This is a genomic window from Nostoc sp. LEGE 12447, assembly GCF_015206985.1.
In the GTDB taxonomy this organism is placed as follows: domain Bacteria; phylum Cyanobacteriota; class Cyanobacteriia; order Cyanobacteriales; family Nostocaceae; genus Nostoc.
The window spans coordinates 155,838-175,610 of sequence record NZ_JADEXT010000006.1 but is presented as its reverse complement, the minus strand read 5'-3'; the positions used below and the strand labels follow the sequence as shown (position 1 = coordinate 175,610).

Genomic DNA, 19,773 nt, shown 5'->3' with positions numbered 1-19,773 from the left:
TTGGTTTACTTGCTATTCACTAGTTTTGTTCGTCTTCTAAAATTTGAATAGTTGTAGTTGTGCAACTAGTTGAACGTGCAACCGTTGAACAAGGTTGATCATAGAGGGTTATCCGCAGTGCCAAGAGCTAAAAAGAATAAGGAAACTGGAGAAGTATTTAAAAAATTACTCAAAGAAAAAGAGTTTAGCCAATACAAACTTGAGCAAGTAACTGGTCTGGATAAAAGCGTCATTAGCAAGATAGCAACCGGACAGACTGCTAACCCTACACCAACCACACTTGAAAAAATAGCAGCTGCGTTGCAGATTGAACTGGGTGAACTAACAAGGATATTTGCTCAATCAACTGTGCAATCTCAGCACTCAGCCACAAACATTGAGCCTCAAGAGTCAGTCTCTGAGATACCAAGATCCAACAATTCTGATTTTGTGGGGCGTGAGGAAGCGATCGCACATCTTAACATGCTGATTGAGAAATGTAACACAAAAGCCATTGGTATTTATGGCAAAGGTGGTATAGGCAAAACAACACTTGCTTATCATTACTTCGAGACTCAAAAGCTAGAGTATTTGGAACTTCAAGTAGGAATGGAAGCTCAGTACATGACTTCTGTAAAAAGCTGGGTCAAGGATCAGCTACGTTATCAGTTTAAAGAAGAACCGCAGCAGGATTTCATGGGTACACTGGAGCAACTAAAGCGTAATCTTCAAAACAAACCAGTGGGTATACTGATTGATAATCTTGAAACTGCATTAGATGAGAATGGTAAGTTTAAAAAAGACCATATTGACTATTTAGAGCTATTCATTAGAGTTTTAAATGCTCCTAATATCAAATCAATCACACTAATTACTAGTCGTGAGAGGGTCAATGAAGCTAAGTTGAGCTTTGTTGAAGCTTACCAATTACCAGAACTAGATGAGAGTGCATGGCGAAAATTTTTAAGCAGATTTAATATTAATGTTAATTCTCCAGCTATGAGCGCAATCCACAAATCTTATGGTGGGAATGCACTATGTATGAAAGTTCTCCGAGAACCTATACAAACAAAATATAATGGTGACTTAGAGGCTTATTGGCAAGACAATAAAGAATTTTTATTAAAGGGCAATATAAAAGATTTAGTTGCAAGTCAATTTGACCGTATCCAAGATAATAATATTTATGCTTATAATCTTCTTTGCCGTTTAGGACTATATACCTATCAAAAAATCCCTTATATTCCAATAATTGGATTATTATGTCTACTTTGGGATGTAGGAGAAGAGAAAAAGCGACCTATTATTGATTCTTTGGAAAAAAGCCATTTACTAGATTTCCGGAAGGTAAGAGTAGAGAATATATCTGACTCTTGGCAAGATATCCCTCATTTCTCTTTTCCGTCTGCACAAGGATGGATATTTCATTTAGAACAGCTGCAAAACAAAGTGAAATTATTAGTGTTTCAACCAGCAGGATACTCTCTATGTAAAATTATATGGGAAGAAGCTAATTCAAGGCTGAATTTAAGTAACCAATCAATAGATTATTTACTATTATCCTTGAAAGACCAAGTTGATAAATTGCTCAACTCATCTGAGAAATTGCAAAGGTTTTTAAATTTTGCATATCAAAAGCAGCAAAATCTTTTTTGCAATTTTTATAATAAACAAGCTTGTATTCGCTCTACTTATATTGAACTAGCTATACAGATATTTGGAAATTTAGCTGATGCAATTGATCCCTTTGAGCTAGAAAATGCAGGAGCGAGTAATTTTATGGATATGCATTCATCTATTGAACTAGATATAAGTTTTGAAATTGTTCAGGATATAAATCATATTCTTACATTTTTATATTGTTTGGAGGGAAAATCGATATTTTGGGAAGTCAGCAGTACTAGTGATCTGAGTGAGATAGACTTTGCTTTAGAAATTTTACCTGGAATTAAACGTCTTTTAATTCATAAACTAGAAATAAATCCAGAGTTGCATAAAGGATTACACTATATTCAATCTCTTCTACCTGATAATGTTGAAAAGATAGGTTTTTTTCGTAACTGCTTACGTGTATATAAACCTGAGTCAGTCCCAATTATTCGAAAAATTCCAATTGTGTCTCTGAAAGAAGTTAAGGATATTTGTGAATGTGGCTCTCAGTTGCGTGAAAATATAGAAGAATTTGAGGAATGGTTTAAAATTAATGGTCAAGAATGGCTTTACAAAATTGCAGAGGTAATGTCAAATCTTCCACGTATCAATATTGTCGCTGATTGGCAATTAAGCGAGCAGGAGAAGCAACAACTAAGGCAATACTATGATGCGAATAGATTATTAGTTGATTGCCTCAATAGTGCTTCTGATGAAGTGCGATCGCACATCGAAGACACCCTACTCTTACCCATCGCTGAAATAGAAAAACGACCATTCAAAAATTAAATCGCCTTCTTATTTGCGTAAATCCTGAATCAAACAAAGGCGGGTGCGGGGTTTGAACCCGCTAATCCCCACAATGGTGGAGATGTAACCGATAACCCTAATTCTTCGGCCCCGAAAGGCAAGTTGCGAACAAGGATAACCCGCCATGAAGCATGAAGGATAAAGTGCTTCATCCTTTACCCTTCAGCAATATCTACAATTCACCCGTAGCCAGCATTTGGATGATCCGAGGCGTACCTGGGTCGAAGCCTGCCAAATCCCAAGACAACGAATCTTGAGGATCTACCAAAGTAATTTGGTAAGGTGTCAAGGTGACATACACCGCCTTGACATTAGGATTTACCTTTTTCCGGTACTCCTTCAGCGCTTGACTTGGATGCTTATACCCGGCCCAGCTTTCCGAGTCAGTCCAGAAGCAGACTACATCTGCTTTGAACTTATTCTTAATCATCCAGTCGTAAGCTACAGACGCATCTGTTCCACCGAAGTTTTGATTGCTAGCTTTGCGAACCGCAGAACTAAAACTATCTTTGGCAGTGATACCTAATTCACGGAATTCTGTAGAAAAGCCGCGAATCATATAGTTTTTCTCTGCTTTTGCTGTCACTAGTGCCATTGTGGTGGCAATTTCACAGCAAGTCAGTCCCATATCTGCAACCAAGCTACCCATAGAACCAGAAATGTCCACGGCGTGCATGAACACTTTACCAGTGGGTTGCACAACATCAAAAGATAGTTCAACTGCCTTTTCTAAAATGTCCACAATCCGAGGAACTGGATTCCAAGTTTTCTTACTGCGTCCTAATGTTCCACCAGATTTATAAGTCTTGAGTGCTTTCAAAACATCAATCGGATGGATGCGACCTTTACGCAGATGTTCTCTGCGATTAAGAACTGCTTCCACTCGTAGCAAATTAGCGTTTTCATCAGCTCGTAACACACCCAGTTCAGTTAAAGAACCCAGGTTACGTAACATTGCACTTATTGGCATTTCCTGAAATAGCAACTGCCAAGCTTGCTTATCCATTTTGCCCACAGGTGCAGCCATTTCGTGGGTTAAGCGTCCTTGAGAAATAGCTTCATGGGTTTGGGTGGGATTCCGTTTAAGCCACTCGTACCACCAAATCTGCGCTAACGCCTCTGAGGGAATGTCTGTTGGCAATTCTTCCCAGCCTCTAACTACCCACTCAAATAGTTGACGGTGATTTTCTGTAGGCGGTTTGACATGGAACAACCGCAAGGCATCTCGGTGGGAGAAGCCTTGACGCTGTTGATATTTCAACAGTTGATAAGCTAAACCTTTGACATCTTCCCTGGAGAGCCAAGTTTTACCAGCTTCCCGCACTACTTTGCCAAACCCCCGCAGAGATTTTGTGTAGTTGAGCCATTCGTAGAAGTGGCTACCAGTGCGGACAACTCGCGAGAAGATTTCACCAAATGCCTGTTTTGCTTCTGGTGTTTCACCCATCGACAGCAGCACCAAAGCTAAGATAGGCGCACTGTTATTGATGGCGCGTCCATCGCTAGCATACAAAATTTCTTCCGCTACACGACCGGGATTTTCGGCAACAGCAAGTCTTACAACTGTCACAAAATCCTCAGTTAATTCCTGTTTACCAGCGTAGTAAGTGCTTTTTGCTGTGCCAACCAAAAGACAGCGACGCAGCATTTTCCAAATGCCAGCATCAAACATCCAGCCGCCGGAGCGTCCCTGAACCATTTCTGCTTCTCGTCCGGGGATAGGCTGATTTTGGGGTGTTTTAGTCTTATTTTTAGTGAAAAAATTGTAATTCATCGCTTCATCTCCCGGCCCTCGCGGGCAAAAATGAAAGGTGGCGAAGCGGGAATCGAACCCGCGACCTCTCGAACCCTATTCGATAACCCTAATTCGTCGGCCTTTGCAGGCAAGGGGTGAAAAAGGATGTTTAGCGCTCTACCTCTGAGCTACCCGCCACATGGCAATTTTGGATTTGGGATTTTAGATTTTGAATTCAGTCCAAAATCTAAAATTAATTGGTGTAGTGGAGCGGGAATTGAACCCGCGACCTCCCGCTTGGCAGGCGATAACCCTCGATTCGTCGGCCTTTTCAGGCAAGGGGTGAATAAGGATATTTAGGCGCTCTATCCACTGAGCTACCCACCACATATAAAGTTATTAATTAAACATTTAAAATTCGTGACTCAGTAATGAATTTGGTGTAGCGAAGTAGGATTTTTACCTACACCTCCAGAAGTTTGATCGAGGGGTTTAAGTTATATACGATAACCCTTGATACTTCGGCCCTTCCGGGCAAGGTGGGCACTCTGTCATTTGAGCTATCCGCTACTGGCGCAAGTTAACTATCTGGTGAAAGTTGACTTGTATTATTAATGTAGTATGCGTATTATCTGTTGTCAAGGGACTGACGATTTAAATTTATAGAGTTATTGGTTGAGTTAGAAACCTTCTTTTTTCTCTGGGTAAAAACTTTGCGCGTAGTTTACCGCCGTAGGCATCGCAGACCAATAAGAGAAGTTCCAGTTTCAATAGGCTATAACACCTACACGGTAAAGGTTTTGCCGGCAACTTTGCCGTAACTTTGCCAAAAGATACAAAAAAGTGTCACAATTTTTGCCAATATATATAATATTATTTCCACAAATTCACTTGGCAAAAATCGGCATGAGTGAAAAACCCATAGAAGACAACGGCAAGGCTTTTCTCGTTCTACTTTTGCCCATCTCGTTTTTGATTATTTTCCTGGTTGCTACCTGGAGAATTTTGCTAGCGCTAATTGTGCTGGCAATTGGCTTCAAGATTTGGCAGGAATATCAATGGCAACAGTGGACTATACGAGTTAACCCAATTTTTCATCAGTTGGTTCGAGAAAATCAGGGCAGACTTACCCCTATGGATTTGGCAATCAAGGGCAATTTTCCCGGAACAACGGCAAAACGCTACTTGGATGGTAAAGCCTCGGAATTTGGTGCCAGTATAGTGAATTCCGAAGAAGCGGGCCAGTCTTATTACTTTATAACTGCCAGCATTCTCGGCAATATTCTTGACAGTAGTGAGCCTGTCAAAGAACTTCCGGCTCAACCAGTTACTAAAACTGCGCGATCGCTCCTAGCACCACCACCAACAACACTTGAGGAGGAAGAAACAGAAACTGAATCAATCCCACAGCCAACCCTAACCCATGAGGAAGCTAAACGATCGCTGGAAAAACAGTTAATTTTTGGCTCTCTGATCCAATCTGAACTCGCCAAACGGCTAAATGTCTATTCCAGCACGGTTTATAAACGACGAAATGATCCAGAGTTTCCTGAATGGAGTCGCAGTAAAGACCCTGATGGTATTGCCTGGTCATACTCAGAAAAAACTAAAGAGTTTTTCCCAGTAGAAGAAGAAGGCTAAAACAATTCGTAATTCCTAATTCGTAATTCGTAATTAGAATTTTTGAATTTTTGTTTGTAAACCTACAGCTTCGTTGATGGAATTGAATCCGTTTTGTTCTAGCTTGGAAAGTAAACCTTCTAGAATCCGGCGTACCATCAGTGGGCCTTCGTAAATCCAGCCGGTATAAACCTGGATTAAACTAGCACCAGCAGTAATTTTTTCCCAAGCATCCTCTGGGGAAAAAATGCCACCAACGCCAATAATTGGAATTTCTCCTTGGGTTTGCTGCCAAATAAAACGAATTACCTCAGTGGAGCGATCGCGCAATGGTTCACCGCTAATTCCGCCAGCTTCTTCTTGAGGTGATTTGCCAGTTTGGTTAATCACTTGGGTTTTCAGTCCATCACGGCGGATGGTGGTGTTAGTTGCAATAATTCCAGCCAAATTGTAGGTTTTAGCCAAAGAAATAATGTCAGCGATCGCTTCCCATTCTAAATCTGGGGCTATCTTGACAAAAATGGGTTTATGTGTATTATTTTCTTGTTGTAATAAATCTAAGATGGTACTGAGCATAGAAGCATCTTGGAGCGATCGCAACCCCGGCGTATTAGGGGAAGAGACATTAACAACAAAATAATCTCCCAAATCCTTGAGTAAGCGAAAACTATCGAGATAATCTTGTGCGGCTTCTTCTAGGGGAGTTACCTTAGATTTACCCAAATTTATCCCTATGGGTATTAAGTTGGTAGACTGCTGTTTTTCCTGTGCCAAACGGGCCGCCATTGCTGCTGCACCAAGATTATTAAAGCCCATCCGATTGAGAGCAGCTTTATCCAACGGCAAGCGAAACAAACGGGGACGCGGATTTCCTGGTTGTGCGTGAAAAGTTACAGTTCCTAGTTCTGCAAAACCAAAACCCAGATTAGACCAAATACCAGCAGCGACTCCATCCTTGTCAAACCCAGCTGCTAATCCTACGGGGTTTGGGAAGTTTAGCCCAAATAAATTTTGTTCTAGGCGTGAATCGTACAGACATAAAGATTTTTGTAAGCGTTGGTTTGCCCAACTAGTAGGAGTTTTCGATAGCCAGCTAAAACTGCGAATCGTCTGCTGGTGTAACCATTCCGGGTCTGTTTTTATCCCATTGAACAAAAGCGGACTAATTGCAAATTTATAAATATCCATTAGCTTTTATAAAGAAAAACTCAGAAGTCATAAGTCAGAACTCACTCTGTAATTCTGTACAAGTGGGTAATAAGTATTGGTCAAAACCTTACCCAGAAGTAAAATTAGGATGATTACAGTTCAGGTAGAACAGGAAGTAACTCAGCAGGATCGGATGACCGTCATCCAAATGATTCGCCAGTTCAATCAACATTTTTTTCCGTCGTCTGAGTGGCAACCTGTAGCAGTTTTTGCACGAGATGAATCAGGCTTGATTGTTGGTGGGGTTCTGGGTGAAATCGGTTGCAATTGGCTTTATATAAGAGTCCTAGTTGTTCAAGAAGACTTACGCGGCAAAGGTATTGGAAGCAATATCCTTAAAATTGCTGAAAAAGAAGGTCAAAAGCAAAACTGTGTAGGGGTTCATCTTGAGACATTAGAGTTTCAAGCTAAGGAATTTTATGAATCTCAAGGCTACACTGTATTTGCTTTTCAAGAAAACTACCCGATTGGGCATAAAAGATACTTCATGCAAAAGTTATTTAATCTGAGTTAAACATTCAGGAAGCAGGAAGCAGCTATTTTAAGTTCTATATTTCAAACTGCTAGAGAGAGGCAAAGATGCAAAGACACGGAAATGAAATTTGAATGACAATTAGCTTAACCGCCTATTAAGCAGTTCATGTTCAATATTAAACACTTATGGCGATATTACTCAGGGTGGTTTTCTGGGCATCTTATATATTACAAGTTATGTTAACCAATAAATCAGATGGGGCAGCCGCAAAAACCTATAGCCGCCGAACAGCAGATCCTCTCTTTGGGGCGCGTCCTCCAGAGCCTCAGAGAAGAAGAAGATGTTGACGTTCTGATTGAAACTACTATTTCTTATCTTAAAGAACAGTTTGACTACAAACTGATTTGGATTGCCCTTTACGATCGCCTAAATCACATATTATTCGGCAAAGGCGGTATTTCACCGGATCGTGACACGAGCTTTTTATACCAAAAGGTTGTTCTCAGTCCTGGGGATTTATTAGAGCAAGTGGTGATTGAACAGCATCCCTTGGGCATAGCTGATTTACAAACTGAAATCCGCGCCGCCGAATGGCGCAAAATCGCTGAGAAATTGCAGATTCAAGGAACGATTCTTTTACCAATTCGCTATAAAGACCGTTGCTTAGGTTTGCTGTTACTGGGTTCAGAACGCTGGGGCTATTTACTGACAGGGGAAGCAAAAGCACGTTTGATGATGGTTTTAGGTGAATTGGGGGCATTGCTTTATCAACAAGAAATACATAAGCAGCAAAAGCAAACTAAGCGAACCGATGAGCCGCTATTAGAATTGCTTGAAAATTTACGCACCCTGAATAACCTTAATCAAAGACTGGAAGCAGGGGTACAAGCAACTCATAAATTTATTTCACCTAGCCGGACAAATGTTTACTGGTTTGAGCGGGAAGGGCGCTACTTTTGGTGTCGGATGAGCAATCAGCTTGTCAAAATCGATCGCAATTCCAGTACTCAGCAAGCGGCGGGAATGACTGTACAAGACTTGAGTGACTTTTATTATGCTTTAGCAGTTAACCAAATTGTTTCAATTGGTGATGCCCGCAGTTCTTTGAAAAGCCATTTTACGGCAAAATTACTGCAAAAGCTGAAAGTGCGATCGCTACTGGCCGCTCCAATAATCTGGCAAAAGAACTTACTCGGTTTTCTGGCGGTGGAAAGTAATGAACCTCGAATCTGGACGGAGGCAGACAAAAATTTTGTTCAGGGTGTGGCTGGTTTAATCTCCCTGATTGCACCTAACGAAAGTATGGAAAGCACTATTAAACAGATTCAAGAAGATACCCAACTGACTAGTCAAGTTGCCCAAGGTATCTATAGCGAACATGACCTTCAAGAAACTTTACACAGCTGTGCTAAAAAAGTTTTAGCTCGACTAACAGCCACCCGTTTTTTGCTGTTGCAGTACGATCCTGAACAGAATAATTATCAATTTATTTACCAAAGTCAGCCTCAAAATCGCCGACCGTTGACATTTAGCCTGAATACTCTCAAAGAATTAGATGGACAGCTTTTGCAACGTTCAACTGAAGCGGTGGAGATTGAGAATTTAGATGAAGATTTACGCTTTTTTAACTGGCGGCCCTCTTTACTAGAAAGTGGAGTGCGATCGCTACTTATTTGTAAATGTACTAACGGTCATATCCCAGCAGCACTTTTGGTCATCACTCACGAAACCTATCGTTCTTGGACAACTCTCGAAAAAGAGTTACTGTGGGCTGTTAGTCAACAGATAGGTGTGATTGTTCGTCAGTGGCAATTACACAACCGCACTACCCAGCAGCAAAAAACTTCCCAGGCGTTTGAGCAATGCTTAAACATCCTGACACAAACCCAGAACAGCAAAGTTGAGGTCAATAAAAAGCATTTAGAACATACAGCACTCGAACAAATAGCATCAATTCTGGGTTGTCCTCTGGCGTTACTGCTATCCTGGTCGCCTGGTGAAAATTTGGCAGAAATTATTCCTGGAGTAATTGAAAATAGTCAATTTGGGATTTTTTCCGATGCCTCTATTCCTATCCAGTCTGAAGCCTTAATTCAGTGGGCACTGGTTACGGAGAATTACCTGACTTTGAAGGTAGATAATTTACCCTCGGAAACTCGAAAATGGTTGAATACTCCAGATAAAGGTCAAATTTTGGTGATGGCATTACGTACCAATGCTGATTATGAAATCACAGGTGTAGTGTTGTTAGCAGACTATCAAGAGCGTCGCTGGTCACAACAAAACCTGAATGCGATCGCAACTCTGATTTCTCAATTAGCTTGGTGGCGTCGTCAAAAGCAAATTAACCGACTTTTAGAATCCACAACAGAGGAATTACGACAACTCAACTGGTACAAACATCGTCGCCTAGAGGAAATCCAAAGAATAACGGCGCTATCCCTGAAACAAATACATGATTTGGGTATTCCTGCTAATGAACTGACTCAGATGCGCTACCAGCTATTGCTAAGACAATTAGACCACACAGCCACTTCCATGAGTGGAATGCTAAAACTTGAGAACTGGCAGCTACATATCAGTTGGGAAACTATGCCCATAGCCAGTTTACTCAAGCGATCGCTCGAACGCATCGACAATTTACTCAAACAACAAAAGCTGTGGATTGGTGTACATGGCTTGGGACAAACAATTGATGAGCAAGAATCAGCAAAGAATTCTCCATTAGCCAGAGGCGTTCCTACTTCCAGCCCTCAATCTGCAATGGCGATCGCTGGTGATATTGTCAAAATTGAATTAGTTATCCATGAATTATTGGTTACTGCCTGTAACCGTTCTCCAATTGGCGGCAGAATTGACATTTGGTGTCGTCGTTTAGATGCGTCAAAACCCTCAGAGGCAAAGTATTCTTCTACAAGTGGAGGGGGTGAACAGACATCGCTGGAACTGTCGATTACATACAACGGTGCGATCGAACCACAGCTACTAACAGAACTACATGAGAATACACCCAAAGATGTGCTTGCTCCCTCCAACCTCGACCAACCCCCAGCTTTACATCTGCTAATCTGCCAAAACCTCATGCAGGAGTTGGGAGGAGAGTTGAATTTTTATCAATTACCAGATAATCGGGTAGTTAGCCGTTTGCTGTTGCCTTTAGTTGGTCATGATTCTTAGTACGATTTTTCAAAATTCTCTCTTGACTTAAAAAAGTTACTTGGGAGCCAAAATAAATTTCCTACAGTAGCATATACCCAAAAAATAATTCTCAGGAGAGATTGACATAACATTTGTTCTCCTAAACTATTCTCCCTTCATAGCAAACTGGTTATAATTATCTTCCATCTCTCTCAATACAGTTCGGTTAAGATCCCCCCGCCTACGGCGACCCCCTTAAAAAGGGGGTAAATAGGAGGAAAAGCCCCCCTTTTTAAGGGGGGTTGGGGGGATCTCCGAGAGCCAAACAATACTAACCGAACCGTATTGCCATCTCTCTCAGAAATCAAATTCTCATATACACAGTATTTATATGGGGCGTGTTCGTTCTAAATCTGACCTACCTACAAAAATTTGTCCGGTATGTCAACGTCCTTTTACATGGCGTAAAAAGTGGCAAGATTGCTGGGACGATGTGAAATACTGCTCAGAACGTTGTCGTCGTCGCCGTTCTGAAGCTCAAAATGAAACTAATCGCAACACAGACGCAAATAGCGCAGGGGATTAATGGAGTTACAGGTGCAACCTAAATTAATTATTCATGGGGGAGCTGGTAGTTCTCTCCACGGTAAAGGCGGATTAGAGGCCGTGCGCCGATCGCTCCATACAGTAATAGAAGAAGTCTATTCTCTGCTATTGTCAGGAGCAACTGCTTCTGAGGCGGTGGTGCAGGGTTGCCAAATGCTCGAAGATAACCCCCGCTTTAATGCTGGTACTGGTTCAGTATTGCAATCTGATGGTCAAATCCGTATGAGTGCTTCCCTAATGGATGGGGCGTTAGGGCGGTTTAGTGGTGTAATTAATATTTCGCGGGTGAAAAATCCCATTGAGTTAGCACAATTTTTACAAAACTCGCCAGACCGAGTGCTATCAGATTTCGGATCGGCTGAGTTGGCGCGAGAAATGCAACTTCCCAGCTATAACGCTTTAACTGATTTGCGGTTACAAGAGTGGATGCAAGAGCGCCAGGATAATTTTAAAAGCACAATGGCTGGCGTGGTAGCAGAACCCGAACTGCTAGAAACCAGCAATGCTGGACGCGGAACCATCGGCGTAGTAGCTTTAGATGTCTGTGGTAAGCTAGCTGCTGGCACTTCTACTGGTGGTAAGGGATTTGAGCGGATTGGAAGAGTAAGTGATTCTGCGATGCCAGCAGGTAATTATGCTACTAGTAATGCTGGTGTTAGCTGTACTGGTATTGGGGAAGATATCATCGATGAGTGTTTAGCTCCCCGGATTGTAGTACGCGTCACTGATGGGATGTCCCTGAAGGAGGCTATGCAGCGTTCCTTTGGAGAAGCACACCAGAACAAACGAGATTTAGGAGCGATCGCTTTAGATGGCAATGGAGCGATCGCTTGGGGAAAAACTAGCGAAATCTTACTCGCCGCCTACCATGACGGCGAAAAAATTGGCGATACTTTGGAATGGAATGATAGTGAATTGATTGGCTATTGTTGAATAAATTCTAGCGCCTGAGTTAAGATTTCTTCCTGGTTAACCATTGCAGCCAATTCTTGGGCTTCGTAACGCCCCTCAAAAGCTTCTAGCGCCGCTCTTTTCAGTGCCACTTGATATCCTTGTTGCAGAATATCGATTAATTCTGCCTGATTCAAGTAATAACCACCAGATTTGCGGCGCTTGTTTATTTTGTTGATTTCCCGCACTGTATTTTCTATCGAAACATCCCAAGAGCGAGTAGAACGTTTTTCGGCCTTTTGTTTAATTAAATGGATGAGCAGAATTACTCCATAACTATCAATTTTATTGATTTTGTCACTGAGGCTCATTTCTTCTAACTCATCCACCAACAGCAACGCCTCATGGATTTTGCCTTGTTCTAGAAATTGCCTAAGTTCTAGCAGTTCTTCCATGTTATTTTTTGAGATTTTGGCTTCACTACTAATCTAGCTAGATTAGACAACTTGCAAAAATCCTGGTTTATGCTCTCAAAACAGAGATCAAGCGCGATTAACACCGATGAATTATTTATGTTGATCTTTGGTTTCATTTTCAACACTTTTCCTTTGCCAAGCTGGTTTCACCACCTGACGACTACGGGCAATCACCAGAGAATCATTAGGCACATCTTCGGTTACGGTAGAACCAGCTGCAATGTAAACATCATCTCCCAAGGTAATTGGAGCAACTAAAACGCTATTGGCTCCAGTTTTCGTGCGATCGCCTATTTTTGTACGGTGTTTCTTTACGCCGTCATAATTGGCAGTAATGGTACCGGCACCAATATTCACCTGATTGCCGACGACGGTATCACCTATATATGACAAATGTGCTGCATTCGTGCGATCGCCTAACTGCGTATTTTTCAATTCCACAAAATTCCCCACACGGCAACCAGCACCGACTTGTACGTGACCGCGCAAATGAGTATAAGGGCCAATTCGGCTTCCCGCCTGCACAGTGCTATCTATTACTACTGAATACTGCACCGTGACGTTTTCAGCCAACTGGCTATTTTCAATTGAACTTCCCGGCCCAATATGACTTCCTGTTTTAATCACCGTATTTCCCCGCAGATGAGTTTGGGGTTCAATAATTACATCGGGCTGTAATTCCACTGTTTCATCAATGGTGATGCTTGCGGGATCAATGAGGGTGACACCTGCTAGCATCCATTTTTCCTTGACTCGTTTTTGCAAAATCTCGTAGGCTGTTGCTAGTTGCAGGCGATCGTTGATGCCGAGAATTTCTTGGTTATCTTCCACATTCACCGCCATCACTTGTCCCACCTGAGTGACGGCATCAGTGAGATAGTATTCTTTTTGGGCATTGTTTGCCTGAAGGTGGGGAAGCACCTTTGCCAAATCTGGCCAACGGAAGCAGTAAACTCCAGCGTTAATCCGCTGATTTTGTCTTTGAGCAGCAGTACAATCTTTGTGTTCGACCATTTGCTGCACAATATTTTCATCGTTACAAAAAACTCGCCCGTAGCCCGTGGGGTCTGGTAAGTGCGAGGTAAGAATGGTGGCAGCATTCTGATTTTGGGCGTGAGTTTGTAACATCTGCTGGAGAGTTTCGCTGCGTATCAACGGTAAATCGCCGTTAAGTATCAGCAAATCCCCTGTGTAATCTTCCAAGTGTGGAAGTAATTGCTGGATGGCATGACCGGTTCCCAGTTGTACAGTCTGTTCAACAAACTCCAAGTTGGGAATTGAATGCATGGCGGTTTGCACTTCTTCGGACTGATACCCGACAATTACGATTCGTCGTGAGGGCAAAAGTGGTTCTACACTTTCGATAACTCTCTCGACTAGCGATCGCCCACCCAAAGAATGTAAAACCTTGGGTAAGCGTGATTTCATCCGTGTGCCGCGTCCCGCCGCTAGAATTGCTACAACTACCATAATTAGCTATCAGCTATCAGTGAAATTATGATTAATGCTGTTGGTACTTTAAGATGTAGGCTCAAATCATACCAAGCTAATCATAGAAGACTGAAATATACAATGAGTCAGGATTATACCAATTTTTGCTCATTAGGGTAGCTACAAATACCCCTATTCCTGACAGCATCGAATAAACTGTGCAAATTGCTGCATTAGTTTGGGATTACGCCAACCAGAATTAGCTTCTTCTAGCATCACTGAAAGTGCTTCTTCTGTGGTATAAGCTATTTTGTAAGGTCGTTCACTACTTAAAGCATCATAAATATCAATTAATTGAAATACTTGTGCCAGATAGGGAATATCATCCCCCTTGAGTGCATCAGGGTAGCCTGAACCATCCCAGCGTTCGTGGTGATGACGAATAATAGGAATTACACCCCGCATACTGCGTAGTGGCTGGCAGATTTTTTCCCCAATCAAAACGTGCTGCTTCATGATCTCCCAATCTTTGGCGGTGAGTTGTTCTTTTTTCAGCAGCACAGCATCGGGAATACCCACCTTACCGATATCGTGGAGATAACCACCCCACATCAAATCTCGAATTTGGTAGCGTGAGAGGTTGAGGTATTCACCAAAAAGTTGTCCTAGTTTTACCAGGCGTTCACAATGGTTGCCTGTATTAGGATCGCGGCTTTCAATCGACATGGCAATGGAAAATAGTACTTGTTCGGCATGGTCTAAATCTTCGTTCAGTCGCTTCTGCCGTACCAATGACTTCACACGTGCCGCCAACTCTACACGATCAAAAGGTTTGGTGAGAAAATCATCTGCCCCAACTTCAATTCCCCGAATGCGCGATCGCCTGTCATTTAACGCTGTAATAAAAATCACTGGGATTAGCCTAGTCTGCTCATCCTGTTTCAGCAATTGGCAAACTTCAAATCCATCCATTCCTGGCATCATCACATCCAGCAAAATCAAATCTGGTTGTTTTTGAGTTACCAATCCTACAACAGTAGAACCTCTGTCTGCCTCAATGACTTCGTATCCTTCCATTCCCAAGAGGGCAACAGCAGTCATCCGACTGGCAGCATGATCGTCAACTACTAAAACCTTCGGCGGATCTAAATCAAACCCATTCACTTTAGAACCTTTGACTTGTAGTGTTCTAGAGACCAATGAATCATCACCACAATTAATATCAGATTTTATCCAAGAAGATACTGCTTGGCTATTTTCAAGCATAAGGTCTTCCTGAGATAAGCCTAAAGAATAAGCCTCCACATTATTCTGCGATCCTACAACATGATTTGAACCAATACTCTTTACTGTGCTAATGGGGTTTGACTCACTAACAATTTGCTCTGTAAAGCCTGTATGGTTGGATTTCCATTGAATCACAAAGGCACTCCAAGTTTTTGCACAAGTTAACAGTGTCAGATTTGAAAAATAAATTTAATATCTGAATGTATCTGAGCTAGAGTTTTCATAGGGATTATGCATTATTTCAAGCTGCCTATCTGACTTTTTCGCAGCATGTATATTTTATCTTATGAACAATGAATGTCTTATTGTCAAATTTTTTGCTTCTAATTCCAGTATGATAAATTTTCACAATTGTTAAATCAGGCTTTTCACGGATATTTTTTAAATAAAAATAGCGCCAAAAAGTACTGTGTTTGGTTACTTTATATCAAATTTGAGGGTTTTTAGTTAGAAGTCTTATAGTAATGATTAAGTATACATATTTTTACTTACTCAGTTATTGCAATACCCAAAGACTGCTGAAAAAAGTGTAAAATTATATACTATCATAAATTAAATTTATTTGGCTCTAAGCTCGACTTTATCCATTTTTTTCGCAATGCGATACTTCTGCGGAGTAGTTGCACGAACGCTATCGTTGAAACCTCTGTCAGACTGTCGTTTTACTTTTTTAAGTTAATCGATAATTTGTGATGCGGAAAAAGTATTTGCCAAAAAGCCAAGGTTTTTGTTGGATAAAGAAAACCGAATTCTTAATTTTGGATAAAGTCGAGCTTAGAGGATGTTTTAAAAATTAAGGGTTGAAGAAATAGTTGGTAATTGCGTAGGCGTAACTATCGTAAATATCGCAACTACAAATTACTTCCCATAAAATCCCTGCCTTGTGTTCCCAATAGCCACCTTTTTTGCCAACGGGAGGTAGGTTCGAGTGAAGAGGCTTGTTGCTCTTGTTGTCGCCGCATCATTATGACTTCGGTTGAATCGCTCAATCCAGGATCGCGATAGGGAATAGCAGCACGGGTTAGTAAGTGTTCTTTTTCGACTTGCGAGAGGGGAGTAAATATTGAGCGGTTTTGAGACTCACCACTTGCAGAATGGGCTGCTACAGTACCAGGCGATCGCCTGCCCACTGGTGGGGTAGAAGCGATCGCTAAACCAGCAGACAAAAGTGCTGTGCGTACAGCAGCAGAACAAGAATAGGTGGCCAATAAACCATCTTGATGTAGACACAATGAGAGTTGTTTTATAAACTCAACAGTCCATAATTGGGGACACTGTGGTGGTGAAAAGGGATCGAGGAAAATTGCATCTGCCGAGAAATCCGACTGATGTACTAGCGCAATCGTAGTTCTAGCATCACCAATTAGTAGTTTTGCTTTCAGGCGATCTGTTTGCACTTGATGCTCAAAAGCTAGCTGGGACAAGATTTCAATATAGCTACAGTTCCAATTGTCGAACAGGTGATGAGCGATCGCAGCTTGTGGCACTGCCGGATTCAGTTCTAAACCGATTACTTCAACATAACAACTGGGATTCACTGCCCAAATTGTCTGCAAAGCAGCAGCTGTGTTGTATCCTAGACCATAACAAATATCTAATAGTCGCAAAACTGGTTTTTGAGCAACTGTAGCCAGTTGAGTAGGTTCCACAAACTTGAAAAAACTCTCCTGCTTCGCTCCATAATGGCTATGAAAGGATTCACCAAAATCGTCAGAGACAAAGGTGAAAGAACCATCTGCTGTGAGCTTAGGTGTAAAATTTTCTAAGTCTGACATCTTACAAAAAAACTGAATACTGACCAATGCCCAATAACCAATTTGTTATTTCACCAGCTTGGCTATTTGAACATCTAGAAGATCCGCAAGTTGTTATTGTCGATTGTCGCTTTTCTTTAGCCGATCCACAACTAGGACAACAACAGTACCAAACAAGCCATATTGAAGGGTCATATTACCTAGATTTAAATCAGGATCTTTCCAGTCCAGTGGGTAAGCATGGCGGAAGACATCCTTTACCTGAACCCAATGATATCGCTAACAAATTTGCAGCAATTGGGGTAAATTACCAAAAAACTCTGGTGGTAGCTTATGATGATTCGCGTTTTGCTTTTGCATCTCGTTTATGGTGGCTGTTGCGCTATCTCGGACATGAGCAAGTTGCGGTACTAGATGGAGGCTTTACCGGATGGCAAAAAGCTGGTTATCCAGTTACGGATGTCGTTCCTCAACCTCAGATCGGTAAGTTTGTAGCTCAAGTGCAATCAGAAAAAGTGGTGGATATTAATGTGGTGAAAACCCGGAAAGATAGCCACGAGGTAGTATTGGTAGATTCTAGAGAAAGCGATCGCTATCGAGGTGAACGAGAGCCAATTGATAAAATTGCCGGACATATTCCTGGTGCAGTCAACTATCCTTGGCAAGAAGTTACAGACTCTTCCGGCTACCTACTCCCTCAAGAGGAACAACGCCGTCGGTGGCAACAGCTAGAAAAAGCCGAAGAAATCTTGGTTTATTGCGGTTCTGGTGTTACTGCTTGCGTAAATTTACTTTCTTTAGAATTAGCTGGCATTAACAAAGGTAAACTTTATGCTGGTAGCTGGAGTGATTGGATTTCTTATTTATAGTCATTGGTCATTTGTCATTTGTCATTGGTCATTTGTCATTGTTTTTTGACAAAGGACAAAGGACAAAGGACAAATGACAAATTTCAAAACTGACCTAATTGCAAATTGTAATTAATGGTGAAGAACCAGCCATCAAAATCAATGTTTTCGGCGGTTGAACTACCTAAACTCATTCCAGCCTGTACATTCATATAAGTGGTATCGGATATTCGGTAATTTAAGTGCCCAAATATCCGATGGAATTGGTCTTCTCGATCGCGCTGTGTAAAGTCTGAGAAGTTCACCTGGTAGTCAATACCAACCTGGAGAGGTTGTTGCAAGTAGTAGTTCAGAGACACCCAAAAGGAATTGATTATCCGATCGCGACTTTGGGGGTCGGCAAAATTTACACTTAATTCGTACAAGGTGTCTAGCGTTAATTTTGGAGTTAATGGATCTCGCCGTCCCAAAGATAGTTGTAGAGAATTCTCATTTAAAAAGCGATCGCCTGCTTTGAAGCTATCCAGGCGATCGCTGCTATTAGCATAAAATAGCTGTTGATTGCTCCAACTGAGTTCTCCATACATTCGCTGGGATAGCTGCTGGTAAAGACTGAGATTGAATCTCAGCTGGTTGTAATGGTATTGTGACTGATTTATATAACGAATGAGATTGCCATCTATTGAGCCGTTTAAAAAAGTCTTAGATCCCAAAGGTAAATATGCAGAGGTTAGTGTCAGTCCAGAAATAATTAACCCATCTTCTATGGGACTATCATCTGAGGAGAAAATATTAGTCGTCTGGAAGTAACCGACACGGCCCTGTAGATAACCTATGGGTTTAAACTTAGGTACAGGTTGTTCTATCGGTGGAAGAGGAGGCAATTCTAGGGGTCGTAATCGTATCCGTAACCCCAATTCGCGATCGCTATCAGACTCAGGAGATGATTTTGGCGATCGTAAAAGCTCTATTAGCCTCTCTAGCCTTTGGGAATAATTTATATCAGGTGTATTTAATAGTTCCTCTTTTGAATCTGAAGGAGATGTAGGCAAAACACTTGGCTGCGATTCTAGCGGTGGCGGGTCATTTTGCTTTTGAGTATCCCCAAATTCTTCGGTTGGGTCTTGATCTGTTTGTGTAGTTTCGGGTGTTTGCTGTACCACATTTAACGGTATCTGGGAGTCTAAAGTTTGTGACTCACTCGACTGCTGGCACAAAGAGTTAATTACTCCCTGCTGCAACTTCTGACATAGCTGATCAGTTACCTGTGTACTTGCTAAATTTTTAGAACGCCAAATCTCTGTATTTGTAGATTCTGCTGCATCTACTCTAATGCAATACCAGCTTCCACCACTGGACGCTAACAAGATACAAAAAAACAAATTCTTCCAGTTTTTGAGTCGCATCTGTTAGATTGCGCTGATCGCATTTGGCCAATGTAGACCCACAAGCTGTATCAGAAGTTCCGACTCAGAAGATACAATTGAGTGCATTTATCTTAACCTTGTAAGTATATACTGAAACTACAAACTGATATTGCTGATTTTCGGATCATCTCAGATTTGCAAAAAAAATTAACATTATCCGGTACAATTAATTCTGCTCAACTTTAGTGAAATATCGTCTTAGAGTTACTTCACAACACATCCCTAACAACTTCTTGTCCCTGTAATTGATCTGATTAGAATCAATAATATGTAAAGTATTTTTCATTTAACTATTGATATCAAGTACTAACTTTGAAATTTGCAGCAGGCTTTATTGTATATAATGTCGACTTAAGGATAAAAACTTAAATAAACTAAACAAATGGTTCATTTTTGTCTATTAAATTTAAACTTAGACTAAAAATAAAGATAATTTT

15 protein-coding genes and 2 tRNA genes are annotated in these 19,773 nt (G+C 41.4%); 7 read left to right on the top strand and 10 right to left on the bottom strand.

Going from position 1 to position 19,773, the window contains the following annotated elements:
• Window positions 1-84 precede the first annotated feature (84 nt).
• On the top strand, window positions 85-2,418 hold the full coding sequence (locus IQ274_RS10150) for an NACHT C-terminal helical domain 2-containing protein (RefSeq protein WP_194142156.1): 2,334 nt from the start codon (window positions 85-87) through the stop codon (window positions 2,416-2,418).
• A gap of 29 nt (window positions 2,419-2,447) precedes the next feature.
• On the opposite strand, the gene IQ274_RS10145 is transcribed toward IQ274_RS10150, so the two are convergent.
• The 4 genes from IQ274_RS10145 to IQ274_RS10130 form a co-directional block, all read right to left on the bottom strand.
• The gene (locus IQ274_RS10145) at window positions 2,448-2,591 is read right to left on the bottom strand and encodes a hypothetical protein (protein ID WP_194142155.1); all 144 of its coding nucleotides are present in this window, start codon (window positions 2,589-2,591) and stop codon (window positions 2,448-2,450) included.
• A gap of 20 nt (window positions 2,592-2,611) precedes the next feature.
• Window positions 2,612-4,213: a TROVE domain-containing protein gene (locus IQ274_RS10140; RefSeq protein ID WP_194142154.1), complete on the bottom strand. Its 1,602-nt coding sequence runs from the start codon at window positions 4,211-4,213 to the stop codon at window positions 2,612-2,614.
• Between the two features lie 37 nt (window positions 4,214-4,250).
• A tRNA-OTHER gene (locus tag IQ274_RS10135) sits at window positions 4,251-4,372 on the bottom strand.
• Window positions 4,373-4,432: 60 nt separating this feature from the next.
• Window positions 4,433-4,562: transfer RNA gene (locus IQ274_RS10130), tRNA-OTHER, on the bottom strand.
• Window positions 4,563-5,080: 518 nt separating this feature from the next.
• Between IQ274_RS10130 and IQ274_RS10125 the strand changes: the two genes are divergently transcribed.
• Complete coding sequence (locus tag IQ274_RS10125; RefSeq protein WP_194142153.1) at window positions 5,081-5,815, top strand: hypothetical protein; 735 nt, start codon at window positions 5,081-5,083, stop codon at window positions 5,813-5,815.
• 33 nt (window positions 5,816-5,848) lie between these two features.
• Here IQ274_RS10125 and IQ274_RS10120 read toward each other — a convergent pair whose 3' ends face one another.
• Entirely contained in the window at window positions 5,849-6,982 is a 1,134-nt protein-coding gene (locus IQ274_RS10120) for a quinone-dependent dihydroorotate dehydrogenase (protein ID WP_194142152.1), read from the bottom strand.
• 109 nt (window positions 6,983-7,091) lie between these two features.
• Here IQ274_RS10120 and IQ274_RS10115 point away from each other — a divergent pair, with 109 nt between their 5' ends.
• The 4 genes from IQ274_RS10115 (at window position 7,092) to IQ274_RS10100 (ending at window position 12,155) form a co-directional block, all read left to right on the top strand.
• Window positions 7,092-7,517 carry a GNAT family N-acetyltransferase gene (locus IQ274_RS10115; protein ID WP_163933471.1) on the top strand — a complete coding sequence of 142 codons (426 nt, stop codon included), beginning with the start codon at window positions 7,092-7,094 and terminating at the stop codon, window positions 7,515-7,517.
• 216 nt (window positions 7,518-7,733) lie between these two features.
• Window positions 7,734-10,655 (top strand): GAF domain-containing protein, encoded by a 2,922-nt coding sequence (locus tag IQ274_RS10110; RefSeq protein WP_163933475.1) that lies wholly within the window; start codon window positions 7,734-7,736, stop codon window positions 10,653-10,655.
• A gap of 352 nt (window positions 10,656-11,007) precedes the next feature.
• Window positions 11,008-11,202, top strand: a complete 195-nt coding sequence (locus IQ274_RS10105; RefSeq protein WP_012407669.1) for a DUF2256 domain-containing protein — start codon at window positions 11,008-11,010, stop codon at window positions 11,200-11,202.
• Window positions 11,202-12,155, top strand: a complete 954-nt coding sequence (locus IQ274_RS10100) for an isoaspartyl peptidase/L-asparaginase (RefSeq protein ID WP_194142151.1) — start codon at window positions 11,202-11,204, stop codon at window positions 12,153-12,155. Before IQ274_RS10105 ends, IQ274_RS10100 begins: the two co-directional genes overlap by 1 nt.
• Here IQ274_RS10100 and IQ274_RS10095 read toward each other — a convergent pair.
• The 4 genes from IQ274_RS10095 to IQ274_RS10080 form a co-directional block, all read right to left on the bottom strand.
• The gene (locus tag IQ274_RS10095; RefSeq protein ID WP_163933483.1) at window positions 12,146-12,568 is read right to left on the bottom strand and encodes a DUF29 family protein; all 423 of its coding nucleotides are present in this window, start codon (window positions 12,566-12,568) and stop codon (window positions 12,146-12,148) included. The two genes, IQ274_RS10100 and IQ274_RS10095, sit on opposite strands and share 10 nt — an antisense overlap.
• Before the next feature lie 111 nt (window positions 12,569-12,679).
• Window positions 12,680-14,059, bottom strand: a complete 1,380-nt coding sequence (glmU, locus tag IQ274_RS10090) for a bifunctional UDP-N-acetylglucosamine diphosphorylase/glucosamine-1-phosphate N-acetyltransferase GlmU (protein ID WP_163933486.1) — start codon at window positions 14,057-14,059, stop codon at window positions 12,680-12,682.
• Window positions 14,060-14,212: 153 nt separating this feature from the next.
• A complete protein-coding gene (locus IQ274_RS10085; protein ID WP_163933490.1) occupies window positions 14,213-15,442 on the bottom strand; it encodes an HD domain-containing phosphohydrolase in 1,230 nt (409 codons plus the stop codon).
• A gap of 716 nt (window positions 15,443-16,158) precedes the next feature.
• Complete coding sequence (locus IQ274_RS10080; RefSeq protein ID WP_163933494.1) at window positions 16,159-17,082, bottom strand: tRNA (5-methylaminomethyl-2-thiouridine)(34)-methyltransferase MnmD; 924 nt, start codon at window positions 17,080-17,082, stop codon at window positions 16,159-16,161.
• A gap of 26 nt (window positions 17,083-17,108) precedes the next feature.
• Between IQ274_RS10080 and IQ274_RS10075 the strand changes: the two genes are divergently transcribed.
• Window positions 17,109-17,930 carry a sulfurtransferase gene (locus IQ274_RS10075; protein ID WP_194142150.1) on the top strand — a complete coding sequence of 274 codons (822 nt, stop codon included), beginning with the start codon at window positions 17,109-17,111 and terminating at the stop codon, window positions 17,928-17,930.
• 83 nt (window positions 17,931-18,013) lie between these two features.
• On the opposite strand, the gene IQ274_RS10070 is transcribed toward IQ274_RS10075, so the two are convergent.
• Window positions 18,014-19,315 carry a hypothetical protein gene (locus tag IQ274_RS10070; RefSeq protein ID WP_194142149.1) on the bottom strand — a complete coding sequence of 434 codons (1,302 nt, stop codon included), beginning with the start codon at window positions 19,313-19,315 and terminating at the stop codon, window positions 18,014-18,016.
• Between the last annotated feature and the right edge of the window lie 458 nt (window positions 19,316-19,773).